The organism is Bacillus sp. AG4(2022) (assembly GCF_031844465.1).
Classification (GTDB): Bacteria; Bacillota; Bacilli; order Bacillales; family Cytobacillaceae; genus Bacillus_AB; species Bacillus_AB infantis.
This window is the reverse complement of the sequence record NZ_JAUZVH010000003.1, coordinates 184,378-200,929: the sequence shown is the minus strand read 5'-3', so window position 1 is coordinate 200,929 and position 16,552 is coordinate 184,378. Positions and strand designations below refer to the sequence as shown.

The window sequence follows — 16,552 nt, the reverse complement described above, 5'->3', positions numbered from 1 at the left end:
TGTTTAACAAAAAAGGGATGATAATTGTTTATTTTTATAAAAGAAAGATGGGAAAGGTGGCTGTACCTATATGGGATTTGCTATAGAATGCCCTAAATGTAGTAATGAAGTAATGGAAGGATATATTTATTCTGCTCGCCGAATATGTTGGTCGGAATCTAGTGATTCAGTTTTCTTTGATTTTAGAAATGAAGTATTAGTAGATAAAGCAGAAGTTAAAATCGGCAAAATCCCAGCATATAGGTGTGAAACGTGTAAGTTAGTTATTTTTTCATACGAATAATCGTTACTATAAAATGTAGTTTTAAAAGTTTATCTTATTAGACTTACGGTGCTTACGTTCCAGATCAGCTACCAAACCATGGCGCTTTGCTTATGTTATAAAAGGGGCAGGTTTGTTCAATAAGAATAGTCTTAATTTAATTGGGAAAAATACCCCTAAATATAATTTAGGGGTGCTGAAGAATGAAAAAAAGGTTTTCTCTTTTATTACTTATGTTCAGTATCATAATTTGCGGAACAAATAATGTAAATGTATTAGCCAATTCAAAAGGAGAAAGAAAGCCACCTAAAAGTGTATGTATAAAGGAATTTGAAAAGAAATGGATAAAATTTGATGACAGTGTACTAAAAGATATTGTTAAGAGCTACAACTTAGACTTATCTGGGTATCAAGAATTTAAGCACAGTGACTTAAACTTAAAAGTAGGGGATAAAATTAATGACCATTCTGATAAAATTTCATTACAGCATTTATTTGTAGGTCATAGTATTGGTTCAATGCGATTGTTCTTAGAGAATGGCTTAGAAGGGTCAAAAGGATATTTTCTTTATAAAAGAATCGAAGGAAACAATGTCAAAAAGGAATTGCATAAAATGGGTGAAGTTTGGGTTGTTATGTCAGTAGATGAAAAGAAAGCAGAAAAGCTGCAACTGATGCCTTTTAATTGGAACAAATGCACTGAAAATTGACAATTACTGATATAAACTCTTTCAACTAAAATGGGCAATTGTTCAATATCAGCTGCCGAACCAGGCGGCTTTTTTGTTGAACTAAAGGGGCAGCATTCCTGTAATGAAGGAAAATGGGGTTTGAACAAAAAAATAACCTCTTGGTAGAATGAGAGAGTCCTGTAGCCGGCAAGCAAAAAGGACTATAACTCAAATACCAGGAGGCACTAAAATGAATTATAACCAGAATAAGAAGATTGCTCAAATTACTTCTCAAACTCTTATTATAGGAGTCGATATTGCGAAGTTCAAGCATGTGGCACGTGCTCAGGACTTTAGGGGAATGGAGTTTGGATCTCCTTGTCAATTTGAAAATACAAAAGAGGGATTTGAGCAATTCTTGAATTGGATTTCTGGAATTAAAAAAGAACAGCGTATGGACAAAGTGATGGTTGGCATGGAGCCAACGGGCCACTATTGGTTTAACCTCGCTCATATTTTAAAAGAAAACGGAATTAAGTTTGTCGCAGTAAACCCCTTGCACGTCAAGAAAAGCAAGGAGTTGGATGATAACTCACCTACCAAGAATGATGTGAAAGATGCAAAGGTCATAGCTCAACTGGTCAAGGACGGAAGATACGCCGAACCAACCATACCGCAAGGTGTTTATGCAGAGCTCCGTGTGGCAAAGAAAATACGCGATCTTTTAACTGAAGACCTACAAACGGTCCAAGGACAGGTGCACAACTGGATTGACCGGTACTTTCCGGAATTCCTTCAGGTATTTAAGAAATGGGAAGGTAAGGCTGCTTTACAATTCTTAAAGCTCTATGCCCTGCCGCATGAAATAGCTGTATTCTCCGAAGAAGAACTACTTGTCCATTTGAGAAAATCCGTATCACGGAGCGTTGGATTAACCAAAATTCGGGAGTTAATGCAGGCAGCCTGTAAGTCCATCGGACTTCGACAAGGTGCTGAAATGGCCAGACTGGAGCTTAAAACCATTCTCGCTAAGTATGAATTAATTCAGCTACAATTCGAAGAATTGGATACAAAAATAGACGATCTGCTTGATGAAATACCAGGCGTACAACAAATGTTAGCGATAAAAGGTGTGGGCAGGGATACAATTGCCGGCTTTTTCGCGGAAGTAGGGGATTTAGGCGAATACAATCATCCTCGGCAAATTATCAAGCTGGCTGGCTTAAGCCTAAAAGAAAATACTTCCGGTAAACACAAAGGAAAAACGACCATCACAAAAAGAGGCCGAAAGAAACTCAGGGCCCTGTTATTCAGGGTCTGTATGATTCTCGTCGCCAAGAATACTGCATTTAAGTCGTTACATGCCTACTATACTCAACGTCCGGATAATCCGTTAAAGAAGATGCAGTCCCTGATTGCTTTGTGTAATAAATTGATTCGTATCTTCTTTGGCATTGGTAAAAAGCAGTTTGAATTTAGTGAAGAAAGAATGTTAAAGGACATCCCTCATTTGGCATTATTAAAGCAGGCAGAATTGGCCGCTTAATTCTAGTTTGGTTTAGATAATTAGTAGTTGTGGGTTTATATTCTTGGAGACATTTGAAGCACGGATTAGTCGGCAAAGCAACTAAATTACGGGCTTGGACCCTGTGGGGCAGCATGGCTGACATCCACCTCATGGAAAGGTTGGACGAAGGAATTTGAGAGCGAAGACTCTGTGAGACATGGGAGGGTTGACCTCCATGAGTAGATGTGGACATCCACCAGTGCGGTTATATTTTTACTCAGTCACCAATTTCTGTAAGAGGTTGATTAGTGGGTTATAGCTCTTTTTTTCTCATTGTGTCCAGAAATATCCTTTCAAGTATATATACTCCAGATATAAAGGCATTTACCGTTTGGTAAACAACTATGAAATTCTAAGAAAACATGAGTAAATCGGCGTTTTAGCTTCTTTTATTGAGGGAGGTTAGCTTAATAAGAAGTCATAAATAAAGAAACCTTGGTAAGGGCAGACTTACATCGAGGTGTTCATATGAACAGACAACTAGGAATATTACTCGTTTTTTGCTTTATGGTACTTGCTGCTGCCAATCATACTAAAGCCATTGAAGTACCACTAAAAGAAGAAATCAAATATAACCATAACAGTATGACTATTTCCGAAGTTAAAAAGCACGTTCCTTTTAATGTCATTGTACCTGAAAATGTACCAGACGATTGGACACTAGAAATCAAAACTTACCCTTGGGGAACAAAGACCGATTTCACCAGCTTTAGTCTGCATTATATGGATAGAAATGATGGAAAAATGTTGGTTAGCATTACTCAAAAGAAGAGTATAGCTAAACAAACAAAAGAGTATATCCCTAATGCCAAAACAATATCGATAAATGGACATTTAGGCAGATTAACTAAATGGGGTAATGACGGTGAAGTTGACCGTAAAGGAGAAATTATTACTGGAGGATTACTTCAATGGTCGCAAAAAGGAACTGATATTGAAATACATAGTTCAAGGATACCAAAGGCGAAGATGGTGGATATTGCACGTTCAATGAAAAAATCATTAAAAGCAAAATAAGCAAGAGCGTTAGTCTAAGCAGGACTGACGCTTTTTTTGTGGGATTCCATATTAGTCCAAAGGGGCAAGTATGTTTTAGTAAATTTTCATGTAAATAAATCTAACCTTTATTGCAGCTCAAACGGTAAAAAATGAAGACTTTCAATTATTTTATGTTGAAAAGGATGTAATCAGCAATCCTGGACATGATATCCCTAAATTGATTAAGGGGGATGCAAATGAGATCTCATTTACTTTGTATTTTAAGTTTCTTAACCCTTGGATTGAACACTGCTCCTACATATGCTGCCCAGGAAGACAAACCTCAACCTTTAGAAGAAATATACCCTCAGCTCGGGTATAAGCCGGTTGAGGAGGCAGTAAGGGAGTTTGAAGAGCACTTCAAGGAAGACTTAAAGCTGCCAACAAGATTGCCGCCTATACCTTTCACCCACATTTTCGGAAGGTTTTATGAGGACAAACGATACGGCATTAATGATGGCTTAGAAATAGAGTTTATAAATGAAGACCAGGGTCAAAATCACTTTAATATTGATATAAGACCATTAAAGAATAAGATTGACTTCAGGACTAAAGGTGATCAAAAAATATACAGACTTCAAAATGGAGAAGAAGCTGTTTACATTGTTGACAGGAACCATACATTGCTTGTCTTTGAAAAGGACCATTGGCAATACATGCTCGGTGTTTCAAAGAGGATTGCCAATAAAGTACCACCAGAAATGTTGGTTTCAATTGCTAATTCGATTTTTCCAGACTAATAAGACCTCATTGTTATAATCACCGAAAAGGAACGCTTCTTTTCTTGGTAATTAGCCATGTCAAAGTGATATTTAGTTTGTGTAACTACAAGTGCCTGTGTCTAATAGAAGCTGCCATTAACATTTGGCGGCTTTTTGTTATTCTATAAAAGGAGCAGGATTGTTGTAGACTGCTGTTTATACTTCCTTGAACAACTGGTTCAAAATATTGAGGAGTTATAACCAGTAGGCATACTAATCTTCATTTTTAAGTGTCTGGAGAATCATTCTTAATATCTAACGTGTTAAATATTGTAATATCCGCTAATATATAATGTATACCATCTGGAGAAAACATTTAGGGGGATTTATGATTTTAGGAACAAAGTTTAATAAAAATCTAATGGATTACATACTGAATAAACTAGCAGCCCTTGGTTTATTAGTAATTGTTATGTGTTTGTATATCATTATGGCAACTGGATTTGATTTGTATGAGTTTAGCGAAAATTTATTGAATATTAAGATCTGGGGTTTGATATGCGGATATGCACTAATGACGACATTGCTAATTGATTTAGTAACATTTAAATGGATAGAGATCAAATACCATACGAGAGTGCTGTTGCACTGTTTAGCAGGATTTCTTGTGTTTTTTCTAATTACGGGTGTTAATTTGTTTTCAGTAATTGCTGGAAGTGTTGGTGCATTATGTGCATTTATCTATATCTTTGGCTCCTCCCTATTAAAGAAAAGAAAACAATTAGTATGGATTTTTCTTTTAGTTTTCCCTCTAATGCTCTGTATAAGATTGTTTGATTTTACTATTAAAGAAGGTTGGACTGAAGAGAAAACTAATTCAAATTTTTCCGCAGAGTTTGAGCGTTTTAATGGGAAAAATGAGATTCCAATATTTTTAAATAAGGGAGAGGTAGTAACGTTTTATATATCATTTGAGCCACTAAATGGAGGTGGATATGGATATCATATCTTAGATGATAATGGTAAGTATGTAGGGGTGACAGAACTAGAAGATACGTCTGAGGAATATAGAGGTATTGATAGGAATACAATCCAGTTTAATGCAGAAAAAGCAGGTGAATATATGTTGATAGTCACAGGTGATAACTTGAAAGGGAAAATCGACATAAAGTGGGAAATAAATTAATGTTCATTTGTTAATCCACAAACGGGGCAGGTTTGTGCAAGAGAATACAACTTCCAGAGGCATTGGACACCAAAGATCACATAAAAAAGAGAGGATTATCTCCTCTCACATGGATTAATTATCAAAGATAAAACGATCCTGATATTTCCGTTCAGAATCTCCGTTTTGGTCTACGGTCCAAGTAACGATTACTTTTAATTTAGCTCCATTTAATAAAGGAAAATTGTTGTGATGAAAAGTGGGCGTTAAAAGTTTATCGCTTTCGATAGTAAATAATTCTATATCTGATTTAAGCTTTGGATCATCTCTAAAGGCTTCAATCCTAATTAACTTGATGTTTTTATTACCAATGTTCTTTAAATCCATGCTGTAACGATTATAGAGATTAGTATCTCTTGATTTGTTATTATTTGAAACAGGGCTATCTGGTTTTCCTATCTCCAAGCTCCATTGCTCGGACGTGACCTTTACCGGCAGCTTGTCAGGAGATACAGCAAATGCATTAATGGGAATCGATGTTAGAAGTAATGTTAAAATCAGAATTGAAGTATTGATTCTTCTCAAGATTTCACACCCTTTTTTCTTAGGGTGAATCTAACTTGAAAAAATATACAACCTAATTTAGAAATAGGCACCTTCCTAAATTAAAGCTGAATTTGTGAATAAGTGCACTTAAACAAACGGGTGCTTTAGTGGAATAAGTTACTACAAAAAAGGCTTAGAGTTGGAAATACTCTAAGCCTTTTTTGACTGCGAATATACTGTGATTTGTGTGTGGAATTTGTGTGATTTACTGTGTGATTAGTCTGCGATTTAACGTTTTGTACCTCATCAGAAAACCCGTTACAAATGTGGAGGCGCGTCATTTTACAGCTCTCAGCCCCGGCTGTCAATGACCGCCAAAACTTCATCAATGCTGGCATGGTTTTCCGGTGAAGGATCAATATGCTTCCACAGCAACTCACCCTGTGATGAATATAGCCAAGTTCCGCCCTGGATATAAACATCCTGCGTCTTCATCGATTTCATCACAAATTGCTTCTGTTTTTCTTCATCCGGGATAAAGCCTTTCACCTGTCCGGTGACAAATCCGAACCCGGCCTTTGCAAGAAGCTTCCACTTCGGCATCATCTGATGGCCCATTCCTTTATACGCTGCCCGGGACGGATTACCGTAAATCGGAAACGGAAACGGCCCGAAATGCTCCAGGAATTGTTCAATGAACGCCCCTTTGGAAGGCGCCACAATTTTCACGTGAAACCTTTTATCTTCAATTTCTGCTATGCGCTCACGCAACTGCGCGAGATATTCCCTGCAGACTGGTCAGCCAAGGTGGCGGACAAAAACGAGCATCGTATCCTGTCCGCTGATTGCTTCACCCAAAGTGATCGTATCCTGCGAACCGGGGATCTCTAATTTGTAATCCATACCCATCCCTCTTTCAGAACAAATTTAATAGAATTAGCTCTATCATAACGGAAGAGGGGGGAATGGGCAAAAAAAGGGGATCGGGTGATGTGCTTGAAGGAAAATGCCAAAGTTTCTGAATCTGCCGGACTTCGGGACTCTCTGCCGGAAAAAAGCGCCAGATTCATTTACAGAATCAAGGCGCATTATTTTCTTAGTCATCACTGGCCAGAATGCCGAAGATCCTAAGAATATTGATAAACAGATTGATAAAATCAAGATAAAGATTCAGCGCCATGAGCGGCACTTCCTCAGCGCTTACTCCGTACTGCTTCATGCGGTTAAAGTCGAACAGGACATAGCCGCTGAAGACTAGCACGCCGATAAAGGAAAAAGCGAGCAGTGCTGTGGAGCTTAACGGCCAGATCATATGGAAAATGGAGATGCAGATCAGAGCCAGCAGGGCTGCCATCAGCATGCCGCCGAGAAATGAGAGGTCACGCTTGGTTGTGGTTGCATAAAAAGCAAGTCCGCCAAATACAACAGCTGTTGTTCCGACGGCCATCAGGACGGTATTGGCACCTGATGTCGCAATATAATGCGCAATGATCGGGTAGGTTGTAATCCCCGAAATAAAGGTGAAGCTGTACAGAAAAGTGTAGGAAATTGCTTTTTTCTTTCTTAAGAAGAACGCTCCGATCAGCATGGCCAGCTCAAGGATGACGAGCGGCAGAAACAGCGCCGGAGGGATATAGACGCCAGCCATCGTCCCGAGAAAGGCAAATGCCAGTGACAGGGCAAAGGCTCTTAAAACAGATGGAAGATAGCCGGTGTTGGCAGTTTGTGCATACATATGTTTCACCTCATATGAATTGATTACCTTTTATACGCAGAAAATCGGGTAAGGTTTCAATTCATTTTTTCTTCTTTTAATAGATCACGGATTTCTTTCAGCAGTTCTTCCTTCGCATCGACGGTCGGTGCTTCTTCTACCTGCTTTTCCTGTTCATGCCTGCTCTTCAGCCTGTTGATGAACCTGACAAAGAGGAAGATGGAAAAGGCGATGATGACAAAATCAATGATAGATTGGATGAATGCACCATATTTGATGGTAGCGTCCTCGATTTTTACAGACCGCTCGGAAAAATCAACCCCTCCGGTGAGCAGTCCGAGAAATGGCATGACAATATCATTGACGAGCGAGGTGACGATTTTTCCAAAGGCTCCGCCGATGATCACACCGACTGCCAGATCGACCACATTGCCTTTGATGGCAAATTTCTTGAATTCCTTCAGCATATAGGTCATTCCTTTCTTTTTTGTCCAAGGTGTATAGCGATAAAAGTTATTATACTTATAAAAGAGCCGGTTGTTAAGGAGAGAAAAGCTTCCCGCGCATGGTATTGACAGAATCCGGCTTTTTCACTATAGTTACAGAGGACAAAAAAATATACGACATTCCTGCATCATGCAGGAGAGGTTCATAGCAACAAACCCTCTATAAAAAACTATGGTTCTGATAAAATTGATCAGCCATATCCGCGGGGATATGGTTTTTATTTTTCTCGGGCTGATTTTTATATATCGAGGAGCCTCTCTTGTATGCGCAGTACCATATGAGGAGGCTTTTTTCTATGTCTGGAAGAAAAGATGAAGAATTGAAGGATGTTACTTTGCTTGGCAATCAGGGGACACAGTATTTGTTTGAATACTCGCCGTCCATCCTGGAGGCTTTTGATAATAAGCACCCGAACCGTGACTATTTCGTAAAATTCAACTGCCCGGAGTTCACAAGCCTGTGCCCGAAAACGGGCCAGCCGGACTTTGCGACCATCTATATCAGCTATATTCCTGATCAGAGAATGGTTGAAAGCAAGTCACTGAAGCTGTATCTGTTCAGCTTCCGCAATCATGGCGACTTTCATGAAGACTGCATGAACATCATCATGAATGATCTGATTGAGCTGATGGATCCGCGCTATATCGAGGTATGGGGCAAATTCACTCCGCGCGGCGGCATTTCCATCGATCCGTATACCAATTACGGAAAGCCGGGCACAAAATATGAAAAGATGGCAGAGTACAGGATGATGAACCACGATCTTTACCCTGAAACCATCGACAACCGTTAAAAGGAGACAGACGTTTTGCTATTATATTTGAATGCCGCATTTGCCGGCCTGCTCATATTATCCAATATTCTTGCCGTCAAACTGTTCAGCCTGGGATCCTGGGCTGTTCTGCCGGCGGCTGTGATTGTTTATGTTTTTACGTATCCGATTACTGATATCATCGGTGAAGTTTATGGAAAAGAAGCTGCCAGGAAGACCGTGCTCGCCGGATTCGTAACACAGCTCCTGTCAGCCGTTTTCATTTTTGCGGCGATCCATCTGCCATCAGCGCCATTCTTTGGAGCGCAGGCTGAATTTGAAACAATTTTAAGCGGAAGCTTCCGCATCACCATTGCAAGCCTTATTTCTTATCTGGTCAGCCAAAACCTGGATGTGTATGTCTTCCATAAGCTGAAGGAAAAGCATGGCAGCAGGAAACTGTGGATCCGTAATAATCTGTCCACAGTCTCAAGCCAGCTGATCGATACCTCTGTGTTCATTCTGATCGCTTTTTACGGCACCATGCCTGCAGGGGCGCTCCTTGCGATGATCGGAACACAATATGCCTTTAAGTTCCTTGTCGCGCTGATTGATACACCCCTGGTTTACCTGCTGGTGGGCATGGCCAGAAAAGAAAAAAAGCAGCCTGGCGAGTTCGCAGGCTGACAGCAGAATCTGCGTCATGAAAACAGCCTCTAGCAGGGGGCTGTTTTTTGATGATGCTGTATGATGGTGCCAGGTACCATGAAAAGACAATGTGGCCAAAGTGTCCACCGATGGTGCCAGGTACCATGAAAAGACAAACATAGCCAAAGTGTCCACGGAGGGTACCTGGCACCGCAAAAAGACAAATGGGGCAAAAGTGTCCACCAGCGGTGCCTGGCACGGAAACCAAGTTTTTGTTTCTGGTTCGGTGTTTTTGGTTTACAATCAAGGTGGAAATAATTCTTAATTTTTTTGTGAAGGATAATGGGATAAGGAGGGAAGGACTTGGATAATAAAGCCGGGGGGAAGGATCCCCGTTTTAAGGTGGCGAAGAGGGAAGCCTGGATCGGTATCGGTCTTGTCCTTTTTAATTTTCTGTGGTGGTTTGGCTTTGCTTACGGGATGGGCTCAGGTCCTGTCGAAGAGTATACATATATCATGGGGCTGCCTGCCTGGTTTTTCTATAGCTGTGTGGCGGGATTTGCGGTTGTGTTTGTCCTTGTTTGGGCAGCCGTGAAGTTTCTGTTTAAAGAAGTCCCTTTCGATGACAGTGAAGAAGGGGGGAAGGCGGAATGAATATAGGTGTCATTATCCCGCTTCTTGTGTTCCTGGTGGCGATTTTCCTGGTAGGCTTTTGGGCGAGCAGGCATGTCCGCTCGACAGATTCTTTTCTGCAGGAATACTTCCTCGGCGGAAGGGAGCTGGGCGGATTCATCCTCGCCATGACGATGATTGCCACTTACGGCAGCGCCAGCAGCTTCATCGGCGGACCCGGTGTCGCCTACACCCAGGGGCTCGGCTGGGTGCTGCTTGCGATGTCACAGCTTGTGACAGGCTATTTTGTGCTGATGGTGCTCGGGAAAAAATTTGCGATTGTCGCCAGGCAGTATAATGCTGTCACACTGATCGACTTTTTGAAAGAAAGGTATCAGAGCAAGTGGGTGGTGCTGCTCTCAGCGCTGAGCATCATCATCTTCCTGTTCGCTTCCATGGCGGCCCAGTGGGTCGGCGGCGCCCGTCTGATCGAATCGCTGACAGGCCTTTCATATGGGGCTGCCCTGTTCATTTTTGCGGCATCAGTCCTTGTATATGTCATCATCGGCGGCTTCAGGGCCGTGGCTGTGACAGATGCGGTCCAGGGGGTCATCATGTTTGCGGGTACCTTGATCCTTCTGATTGCGGTCATTATTGCCGGCGGCGGGATTGGAAATATCATCACAGATCTAAGGACGGAAAATCCGGGGCTTGTTTCGCCGTATGGCTTTGATGGCGGACTGTCCCCGCTCTATGTTTCTTCCTTTTGGATTCTTGTCGGCGTGGGGGTGGTCGGCCTGCCGCAGGTGACTGTCAGGGCGATGAGCTACAAAAACTCCAAGGCCATGCACAGGGCGATCATCATCGGGACCTTTGTGGTCGGCTTCATCATGCTTGGCATGCATCTGATCGGCGTGTTCGCGCGTCCGATCCTGCCTGGTATTGAGGTGGGGGACAAGGTAATGCCGCTCATTGCGATGGAGGTCCTGCCACCGTGGCTGGCAGGGGTAGTATTGGCCGCCCCGATGGCAGCGATCATGTCGACTGTCGATTCTCTGCTCCTCCTCGTCAGCTCGGCTGTCGTGAAGGATGTGTATCTGAATTATATCAAGCCTGATGCAAGTGAAGGGACGGTTAAGAAGCTGAGCCTCGGCGTTACAGCGGTCCTCGGAATCCTGGTCTGCCTGATGGCGCTCAGTCCGCCGGATCTGATCATCTGGCTCAATCTGTTTTCCTTTGGAGGGCTTGAGGCTGCCTTCATATGGCCGGTCGTCCTTGGCCTGTACTGGAGCAGGGGAAATAAGCATGGAGCCATTGCCTCCATGATCACCGGGGTAGTCTCGTATATCCTTTTTTATACATACTATCCGAATGCCTTTGGCATGAACACAGTCATCATGCCGATCATCCTGTCATTTGCCGCTTACATGCTCATCAGCATGCTGACGGCCGGAACAGCACAGAAAGATATGGGGCAGACAGCCTGAAAAAAGACGGGACAGCTTTTGCTGGTCCCGTCTTTTTGTGTATGAACTAATATTTTATCTTAAAGGAAGAAGACAGCTCGCCCTGGCCATCCAGTTCATCCACTTGCATCTGATCGATCGCCGAGAAGGGGTTGCCTCTCTTCAAATCCCTCATAAAAGAATCCAGCTGTTTCTTGTCTCCGATTGCCCGGATCTCCACAGAACCGTCATCCAGGTTGCGCACCCAGCCATTGATGCCGTATTGAACAGCTTTTCTCTGTGCAAAAAAGCGGAATCCCACTCCCTGCACCTTTCCGGAAACTATAATGTTCAAATGGATCATCTTCTTCTCCTCCGGCACCATAATTACCTACATCGTCCCACAAAAGAGGGGCTAATGCAATATTCAAGAAGACAGAAAAAATAAAGGTCGGCCCCCATAAAATTTTCCGGCCTAACGAATGGTGTAGATAGTCTTTAAAAAGAAATAAGATGGAAATACCTGCCTGTAAAAGAAGGGGTTAAAAAAGTTTCCGGTTTTATGTTACAATTAGATTACAAACTGTTTAAAAACCAGTTAAAACAGATTTGTAGAATACAAATGTCTTTGTTAAACTTTAGAAATGTGACCGGCCATGACAGGGAAAAAGCGTCAGCCGGCATCAAAATCGAGCTAAAATGAGTGGGAGATAAGATGAATAAATATATATATGCAATGCTAATGGTGCTGTCAATGTTAACCGCCGCGTGCAGCAATCAGATCCACACATCACTTGCAGAGGAAATTTCGCACAAAACAGAGAAACAGAAAGACGATTCTGCTATCCTGACGATCCAGACAGAAGGCAAGGATAAAAAGGATACTTCATGGCTTAAGGAAAAGTCCCTTTACCGCATTGAAGCTGCCGATGAAGGCCTGGCTTATGAAGTCTATATTTATGCGGAAAATGAAACAACCGTCAAGCTTGAACAAGCAGGCGTTTTAGGAGATAAGCAGGACACGGTGCATGAAGGGAATTATTCAGTCTATATGGCCAAAAAAGGGGCAAAGTCTGCCTTTAAGCAGGATATTCTTTCATCCCTGCCGCTTGTTTTCAATGAAGAAGTAAAAGGGGCGTATCCGCTTAAGCTTGGTGATAAGACCCTGCTTGCCATCGTCCAGCCTGAGGGGGACAGCCGGTTCTCGGCAGAGCTGTACAGCATCCAGAATGGAGAGCTGAAAATCGTCCAGTCCGGTGAGGGAATCAGGTCCATACTCGGACCTGAAATCAAAGCAATCAAACAGGAATACATCCAGACAGTCAATTCTATTGATGACAATGAAGGATGGGTTTTTTCAACATGGGCATTCGACAAGGAAAAGCTGGAAATCAAACAGGTCAGCGAGACGGTCTACGATGATTCTGACATGAAGGACGGTCTGGGCGAAGGGGAAAAATGGTTTGAAATCTGGAGTGCAGCCGAAGAAAACTATCATCCGTTCTACAACATTCAGCTTGAAAAGGGCATTATCGATAAAGCCTCACAAGGCATACTGACCGGAAGCCAATATCCGATCGGCACGAATATCAATGATGTCAAAAAGGCGAGCCCCCCTTCTATCGAGGCAGGGAAAAAAGGCAAATATGCGTACCTGAAATATCCAGAAGTAACGTATTTTTATGATGAAGCCACACAAGAGGTAGCTGTCGTTTCAATTCCCGGAATCCGCCTGCAGTCAACGCTTGCAGATATCAAGAAAATGTTCGGCGAGCCGTTCAGGGAGAGCAGGAGAGGAACAGAGGTGCTGGCGATCTATGCTGCCGGAAAATACAATATTGATGTGTATGCAGACCAGTCAGGAAAAATAAAGTCTGTTCAGCTTAGGAAGCTTTAAGGGATGAACAGAACCAGTCAGGGTATACAAGAACGTGATTGTTGGGGTGGATCAGCTGGAGGGGCCTGTCAATCTGAACGTCGTTAACAGCAAAAAGCTGCAGGCCTAAATGGCCCGCAGCTTCCTTTTGTTATATCAATTAAAATGCCCAGTCGCCTTTGCGGAAAACGGGCTCTGACTGTCCGTCTTCCTTGATGCCGTCAATATCCATTTCGGCTGAGCCGATCATGAAGTCGACATGTGTAAGGCTTTCGTTCAGGCCATTTTCAGCAAGCTCTTCAGAGGACATTTTTTTGCCGCCCTCGATGCAGAATGCATAAGCGCTTCCGATTGCCAGGTGATTAGAGGCATTTTCGTCAAACAAAGTGTTGTAGAAAAGCAGGTTGGACTGTGAGATCGGCGAGTTGAACGGCACAAGGGCTACTTCTCCAAGGTAATGGGAGCCTTCATCTGTCTCAACAAGCTGCTTCAGGATCTCTTCGCCTTCTTCAGCCTTCACATCCACAATGCGCCCGTTTTCAAAGGTAATCGTGAAGTTATCAATGATATTGCCGCCATAGCTGAGTGGCTTTGTGCTGGAAACATGCCCATTGACACCGGTTTTAAGCGGAACGGTAAAGACTTCCTCAGTCGGCATATTAGCCATGAATTCATGGCCTTTTTCATTGACGCTGCCTGCCCCGACCCACAGATGCTTCTCAGGAAGCTCGATGGTCAAATCAGTGCCTGGCGCTGTATAATGCAGCTTTTTGAAGCCTTTGCTGTTCAGGTAATCGACTTTTTCATGCAGGGAAGCGTCATGATCCTTCCATGCCTGCACAGGATCTTCAAGGTCTGCGCGCGTTGCTTTAAAAATCGCATCCCAAAGTTTTTCCACGCGGCTTTCCTTAGGATCGTCTGCGAATACTTTGTCTGCCCAGCCTTCAGATGGGACAGCGATGACCGTCCAGCTTACCTTATCAGACTGTGCGTAGCGGCGGTATTTGCTCAGCGCTTTCCCGGCTGCTTTTTGGAAATTGGCGATCCGCTCGGATTTGACCCCTTTGAGCAGGTCAGGGCTTGCAGATACGATTGACATGAACGCAGCGCCCTTCTCTGCGAGGTCTTCCATTTCCTTGGCGCGGAACTCAGGATACTCTGTAAAAGATTCCTCAGGCGCTAGATCATACTTCAGGCGTGTCACTGTATCATCAGACCAGTTGACCACCACATTGGCTGCTCCTGTTTCATAGGCTTTTTTAACGGCAAGGCGTACAAACTCTGCTGCATCAAGTGCTGCGTTGATTACAAGCGTCTGGCCCTCCTGGACATTGACGCCGACCTTGACTGCCAGCTCGGCATATTTTTCGAGATTTTGCTGGAATTGGCTCATATTATGTATCTCCTTTTTCAGAATCTTCTTCTACATTTTATCGGTTTCTGCGTGAAAAAGAAACAGTTTGGCCTGATTCCTTTTTCACGGGAAAAATGCAAGGCCCCCTAATACGAACCTGCAATGGGAGCACCGGGATACCTCCCATCAGGCTATTTTAAAAATGAAAAAGCCGGCTTATCGCCGGCCTTAAATCGAGTTTTGTCTGGCAGGGTGTTTTTCCTGCTTTTCATATAAGGCAAACATGAGCCAATAAAGAAATGCGCTTATCACTGCAAGCACCGCGAGAATGGCAAAGGTCCAGTCATAGCCGATCCAGACGGTCAGTGGAATCGATATGGGAGCGATGGTCTTCCCGACGGTAAAACGAAGGCTGGCTGCTGCAAAATACTGGCCCCTCATATGCTCCGGGGCGATGCGCGACACAAAGCTCTGCTGAAGCCCGACCGCCATCAGCTCTCCTAAAGTAAAGATGGCCATGGCAATGATCAGGCCCCAGATCCACTGCGTCTGCCCGAACATAATAATGCTGGCAGCGTAGAAAAGGGAAGAGGTGACAAATACATTCCGCTCTTTAAATTTGGCTACATATCTAGTGACAGCGACTGTGAACAATGCCACCAGGAATCCATTTTCCGAGAGCAGGACGCCAAAAGCCTGCTCGCCGTGGACAGTGAACGACCAGCTTCCAATGCTGAAGAGGGACTGGTTGTCGACGGCCTCTTTCGTATAAACAGGGATCAGCAGGTCCAGCTGCATGAATGTCTGGGCGGCCAGGACGCCTGCGATGATAAAAAGCAGGAAGGTCCTGTCCCTGAAAATGATGCCGTAATCCTTCACCTGGGCCCCAAGGAAGCTGTACCATTTATCATTTTCCCCTGCGACAGCTGTATTCTCCGGAACCGTTTCGCGCGTCCATTTCGCCAGAACCAATGCGAGCAGGATGCAGACAATGCCCGCGATCAAGAGGAGCTGTGAGCGGTACTGCACATAAAAGAGCGCCCCAAGGATCGGCCCGACAACCACCGCAATATTGATGGAAGTATAAAAGATCGCAAACACATCGCTGCGGTGCTTTTCCTCGACCACGTCGGCCACCATCGCCTGGCTTGCCGGCCAGTAGAAGGCGCCGAACACTCCGACAAAGGTGAAGCAGATAAAGCCGAGCCAATAGGATTCGATGGCAGGGGAGCTGGCGACTGCAAACAGGATAAAGCAGATCCCCTGCCCGAAGGCCGACAGCACCATCATCGTTTTCCTGCCGAAACGGTCGGCGCAATAGCCGCCCATCAGGTTCGCCAATACAGAAAACACCTGCGATAAAATAAGCAGAAGGCCGGCCTTATCCTTGCCGAACGCCTCCGCAAAATAAATCGTCAAAAACGGAAAAAACATCCAAAACGTAATATTCATCAAAGATTCGCCGAACAGGCGCACCTTCAGATTAAAATCCCAATCTCTGATTCTCATGCTGAAATCCTCACTTCTCTGGTCAATATCGCTATCATACTACCTTTTTGAAAAAAATGACAGGTGCATGAGTGCTGAATTTTCTTTTGAAGAGAGGGTGAGATAACAAAGTTTTATCAGGCAACATATGGTGCGAAGAGTATGTCAGGCACGGCAAATGGATAAATAGAGGGAAAGTGTCTTTTG

General features: G+C 43.5%; 18 protein-coding genes. 11 read left to right on the top strand and 7 right to left on the bottom strand.

Annotated elements, in window-relative coordinates; all coding sequences use genetic code 11:
* Nucleotides 1–70 precede the first annotated feature (70 nt).
* The 6 genes from Q9R36_RS09860 to Q9R36_RS09835 all read left to right on the top strand — a co-directional run bounded on the left by Q9R36_RS09860 (nucleotide 71) and on the right by Q9R36_RS09835 (nucleotide 5,425).
* The gene (locus tag Q9R36_RS09860; RefSeq protein ID WP_101553035.1) at nucleotides 71–283 is read left to right on the top strand and encodes a PF20097 family protein; all 213 of its coding nucleotides are present in this window, start codon (nucleotides 71–73) and stop codon (nucleotides 281–283) included.
* 182 nt (nucleotides 284–465) lie between these two features.
* The gene (locus Q9R36_RS09855) at nucleotides 466–972 is read left to right on the top strand and encodes a hypothetical protein (protein ID WP_101553037.1); all 507 of its coding nucleotides are present in this window, start codon (nucleotides 466–468) and stop codon (nucleotides 970–972) included.
* 211 nt (nucleotides 973–1,183) lie between these two features.
* Nucleotides 1,184–2,479 carry an IS110 family RNA-guided transposase gene (locus Q9R36_RS09850; RefSeq protein ID WP_094770069.1) on the top strand — a complete coding sequence of 432 codons (1,296 nt, stop codon included), beginning with the start codon at nucleotides 1,184–1,186 and terminating at the stop codon, nucleotides 2,477–2,479.
* Between the two features lie 489 nt (nucleotides 2,480–2,968).
* Nucleotides 2,969–3,517, top strand: a complete 549-nt coding sequence (locus Q9R36_RS09845) for a DUF4367 domain-containing protein (RefSeq protein ID WP_240684365.1) — start codon at nucleotides 2,969–2,971, stop codon at nucleotides 3,515–3,517.
* 218 nt (nucleotides 3,518–3,735) lie between these two features.
* Nucleotides 3,736–4,278, top strand: coding sequence for a hypothetical protein (locus Q9R36_RS09840; RefSeq protein ID WP_240684366.1), 543 nt, complete (start codon nucleotides 3,736–3,738; stop codon nucleotides 4,276–4,278).
* Nucleotides 4,279–4,627: 349 nt separating this feature from the next.
* Nucleotides 4,628–5,425, top strand: a complete 798-nt coding sequence (locus Q9R36_RS09835) for a hypothetical protein (protein WP_129613988.1) — start codon at nucleotides 4,628–4,630, stop codon at nucleotides 5,423–5,425.
* A gap of 114 nt (nucleotides 5,426–5,539) precedes the next feature.
* Here the strand turns inward: Q9R36_RS09835 and Q9R36_RS09830 are convergent, their stop codons facing one another.
* The 4 genes from Q9R36_RS09830 to mscL form a co-directional block, all read right to left on the bottom strand.
* Complete coding sequence (locus tag Q9R36_RS09830; protein WP_101551168.1) at nucleotides 5,540–5,989, bottom strand: hypothetical protein; 450 nt, start codon at nucleotides 5,987–5,989, stop codon at nucleotides 5,540–5,542.
* Between the two features lie 312 nt (nucleotides 5,990–6,301).
* Nucleotides 6,302–6,721 carry an AhpC/TSA family protein gene (locus tag Q9R36_RS09825; protein ID WP_101551170.1) on the bottom strand — a complete coding sequence of 140 codons (420 nt, stop codon included), beginning with the start codon at nucleotides 6,719–6,721 and terminating at the stop codon, nucleotides 6,302–6,304.
* 325 nt (nucleotides 6,722–7,046) lie between these two features.
* Nucleotides 7,047–7,685, bottom strand: coding sequence for a Bax inhibitor-1/YccA family protein (locus Q9R36_RS09820; RefSeq protein WP_009792188.1), 639 nt, complete (start codon nucleotides 7,683–7,685; stop codon nucleotides 7,047–7,049).
* A 56-nt stretch (nucleotides 7,686–7,741) separates the two neighbouring features.
* A complete protein-coding gene (gene mscL, locus Q9R36_RS09815) occupies nucleotides 7,742–8,131 on the bottom strand; it encodes a large conductance mechanosensitive channel protein MscL (protein WP_009792187.1) in 390 nt (129 codons plus the stop codon).
* Nucleotides 8,132–8,466: 335 nt separating this feature from the next.
* On the opposite strand from mscL, the gene queF reads away from it, so the two are divergent.
* From queF to panF, 4 genes are all read left to right on the top strand, one after another.
* Nucleotides 8,467–8,964, top strand: a complete 498-nt coding sequence (queF, locus tag Q9R36_RS09810; RefSeq protein ID WP_009792185.1) for a preQ(1) synthase — start codon at nucleotides 8,467–8,469, stop codon at nucleotides 8,962–8,964.
* A gap of 15 nt (nucleotides 8,965–8,979) precedes the next feature.
* Nucleotides 8,980–9,609: a queuosine precursor transporter gene (locus Q9R36_RS09805; RefSeq protein ID WP_094769789.1), complete on the top strand. Its 630-nt coding sequence runs from the start codon at nucleotides 8,980–8,982 to the stop codon at nucleotides 9,607–9,609.
* Between the two features lie 324 nt (nucleotides 9,610–9,933).
* Nucleotides 9,934–10,224: a YhdT family protein gene (locus Q9R36_RS09800; RefSeq protein WP_094769790.1), complete on the top strand. Its 291-nt coding sequence runs from the start codon at nucleotides 9,934–9,936 to the stop codon at nucleotides 10,222–10,224.
* Nucleotides 10,221–11,669 (top strand): sodium/pantothenate symporter, encoded by a 1,449-nt coding sequence (panF, locus tag Q9R36_RS09795; RefSeq protein WP_101551172.1) that lies wholly within the window; start codon nucleotides 10,221–10,223, stop codon nucleotides 11,667–11,669. Before Q9R36_RS09800 ends, panF begins: the two co-directional genes overlap by 4 nt.
* A gap of 46 nt (nucleotides 11,670–11,715) precedes the next feature.
* Here the strand turns inward: panF and Q9R36_RS09790 are convergent, their stop codons facing one another.
* Nucleotides 11,716–11,991 (bottom strand): acylphosphatase, encoded by a 276-nt coding sequence (locus Q9R36_RS09790; protein ID WP_035401821.1) that lies wholly within the window; start codon nucleotides 11,989–11,991, stop codon nucleotides 11,716–11,718.
* 351 nt (nucleotides 11,992–12,342) lie between these two features.
* Here Q9R36_RS09790 and Q9R36_RS09785 point away from each other — a divergent pair, with 351 nt between their 5' ends.
* The gene (locus tag Q9R36_RS09785; protein ID WP_094769793.1) at nucleotides 12,343–13,524 is read left to right on the top strand and encodes a DUF4309 domain-containing protein; all 1,182 of its coding nucleotides are present in this window, start codon (nucleotides 12,343–12,345) and stop codon (nucleotides 13,522–13,524) included.
* Between the two features lie 139 nt (nucleotides 13,525–13,663).
* Here Q9R36_RS09785 and Q9R36_RS09780 read toward each other — a convergent pair whose 3' ends face one another.
* Together Q9R36_RS09780 and Q9R36_RS09775 are read right to left on the bottom strand one after the other, a co-directional pair.
* Nucleotides 13,664–14,896 (bottom strand): aminopeptidase, encoded by a 1,233-nt coding sequence (locus Q9R36_RS09780; RefSeq protein WP_101551174.1) that lies wholly within the window; start codon nucleotides 14,894–14,896, stop codon nucleotides 13,664–13,666.
* Nucleotides 14,897–15,085: 189 nt separating this feature from the next.
* Nucleotides 15,086–16,366, bottom strand: a complete 1,281-nt coding sequence (locus Q9R36_RS09775; protein ID WP_101551176.1) for an MDR family MFS transporter — start codon at nucleotides 16,364–16,366, stop codon at nucleotides 15,086–15,088.
* Nucleotides 16,367–16,552: the final 186 nt, after the last annotated feature.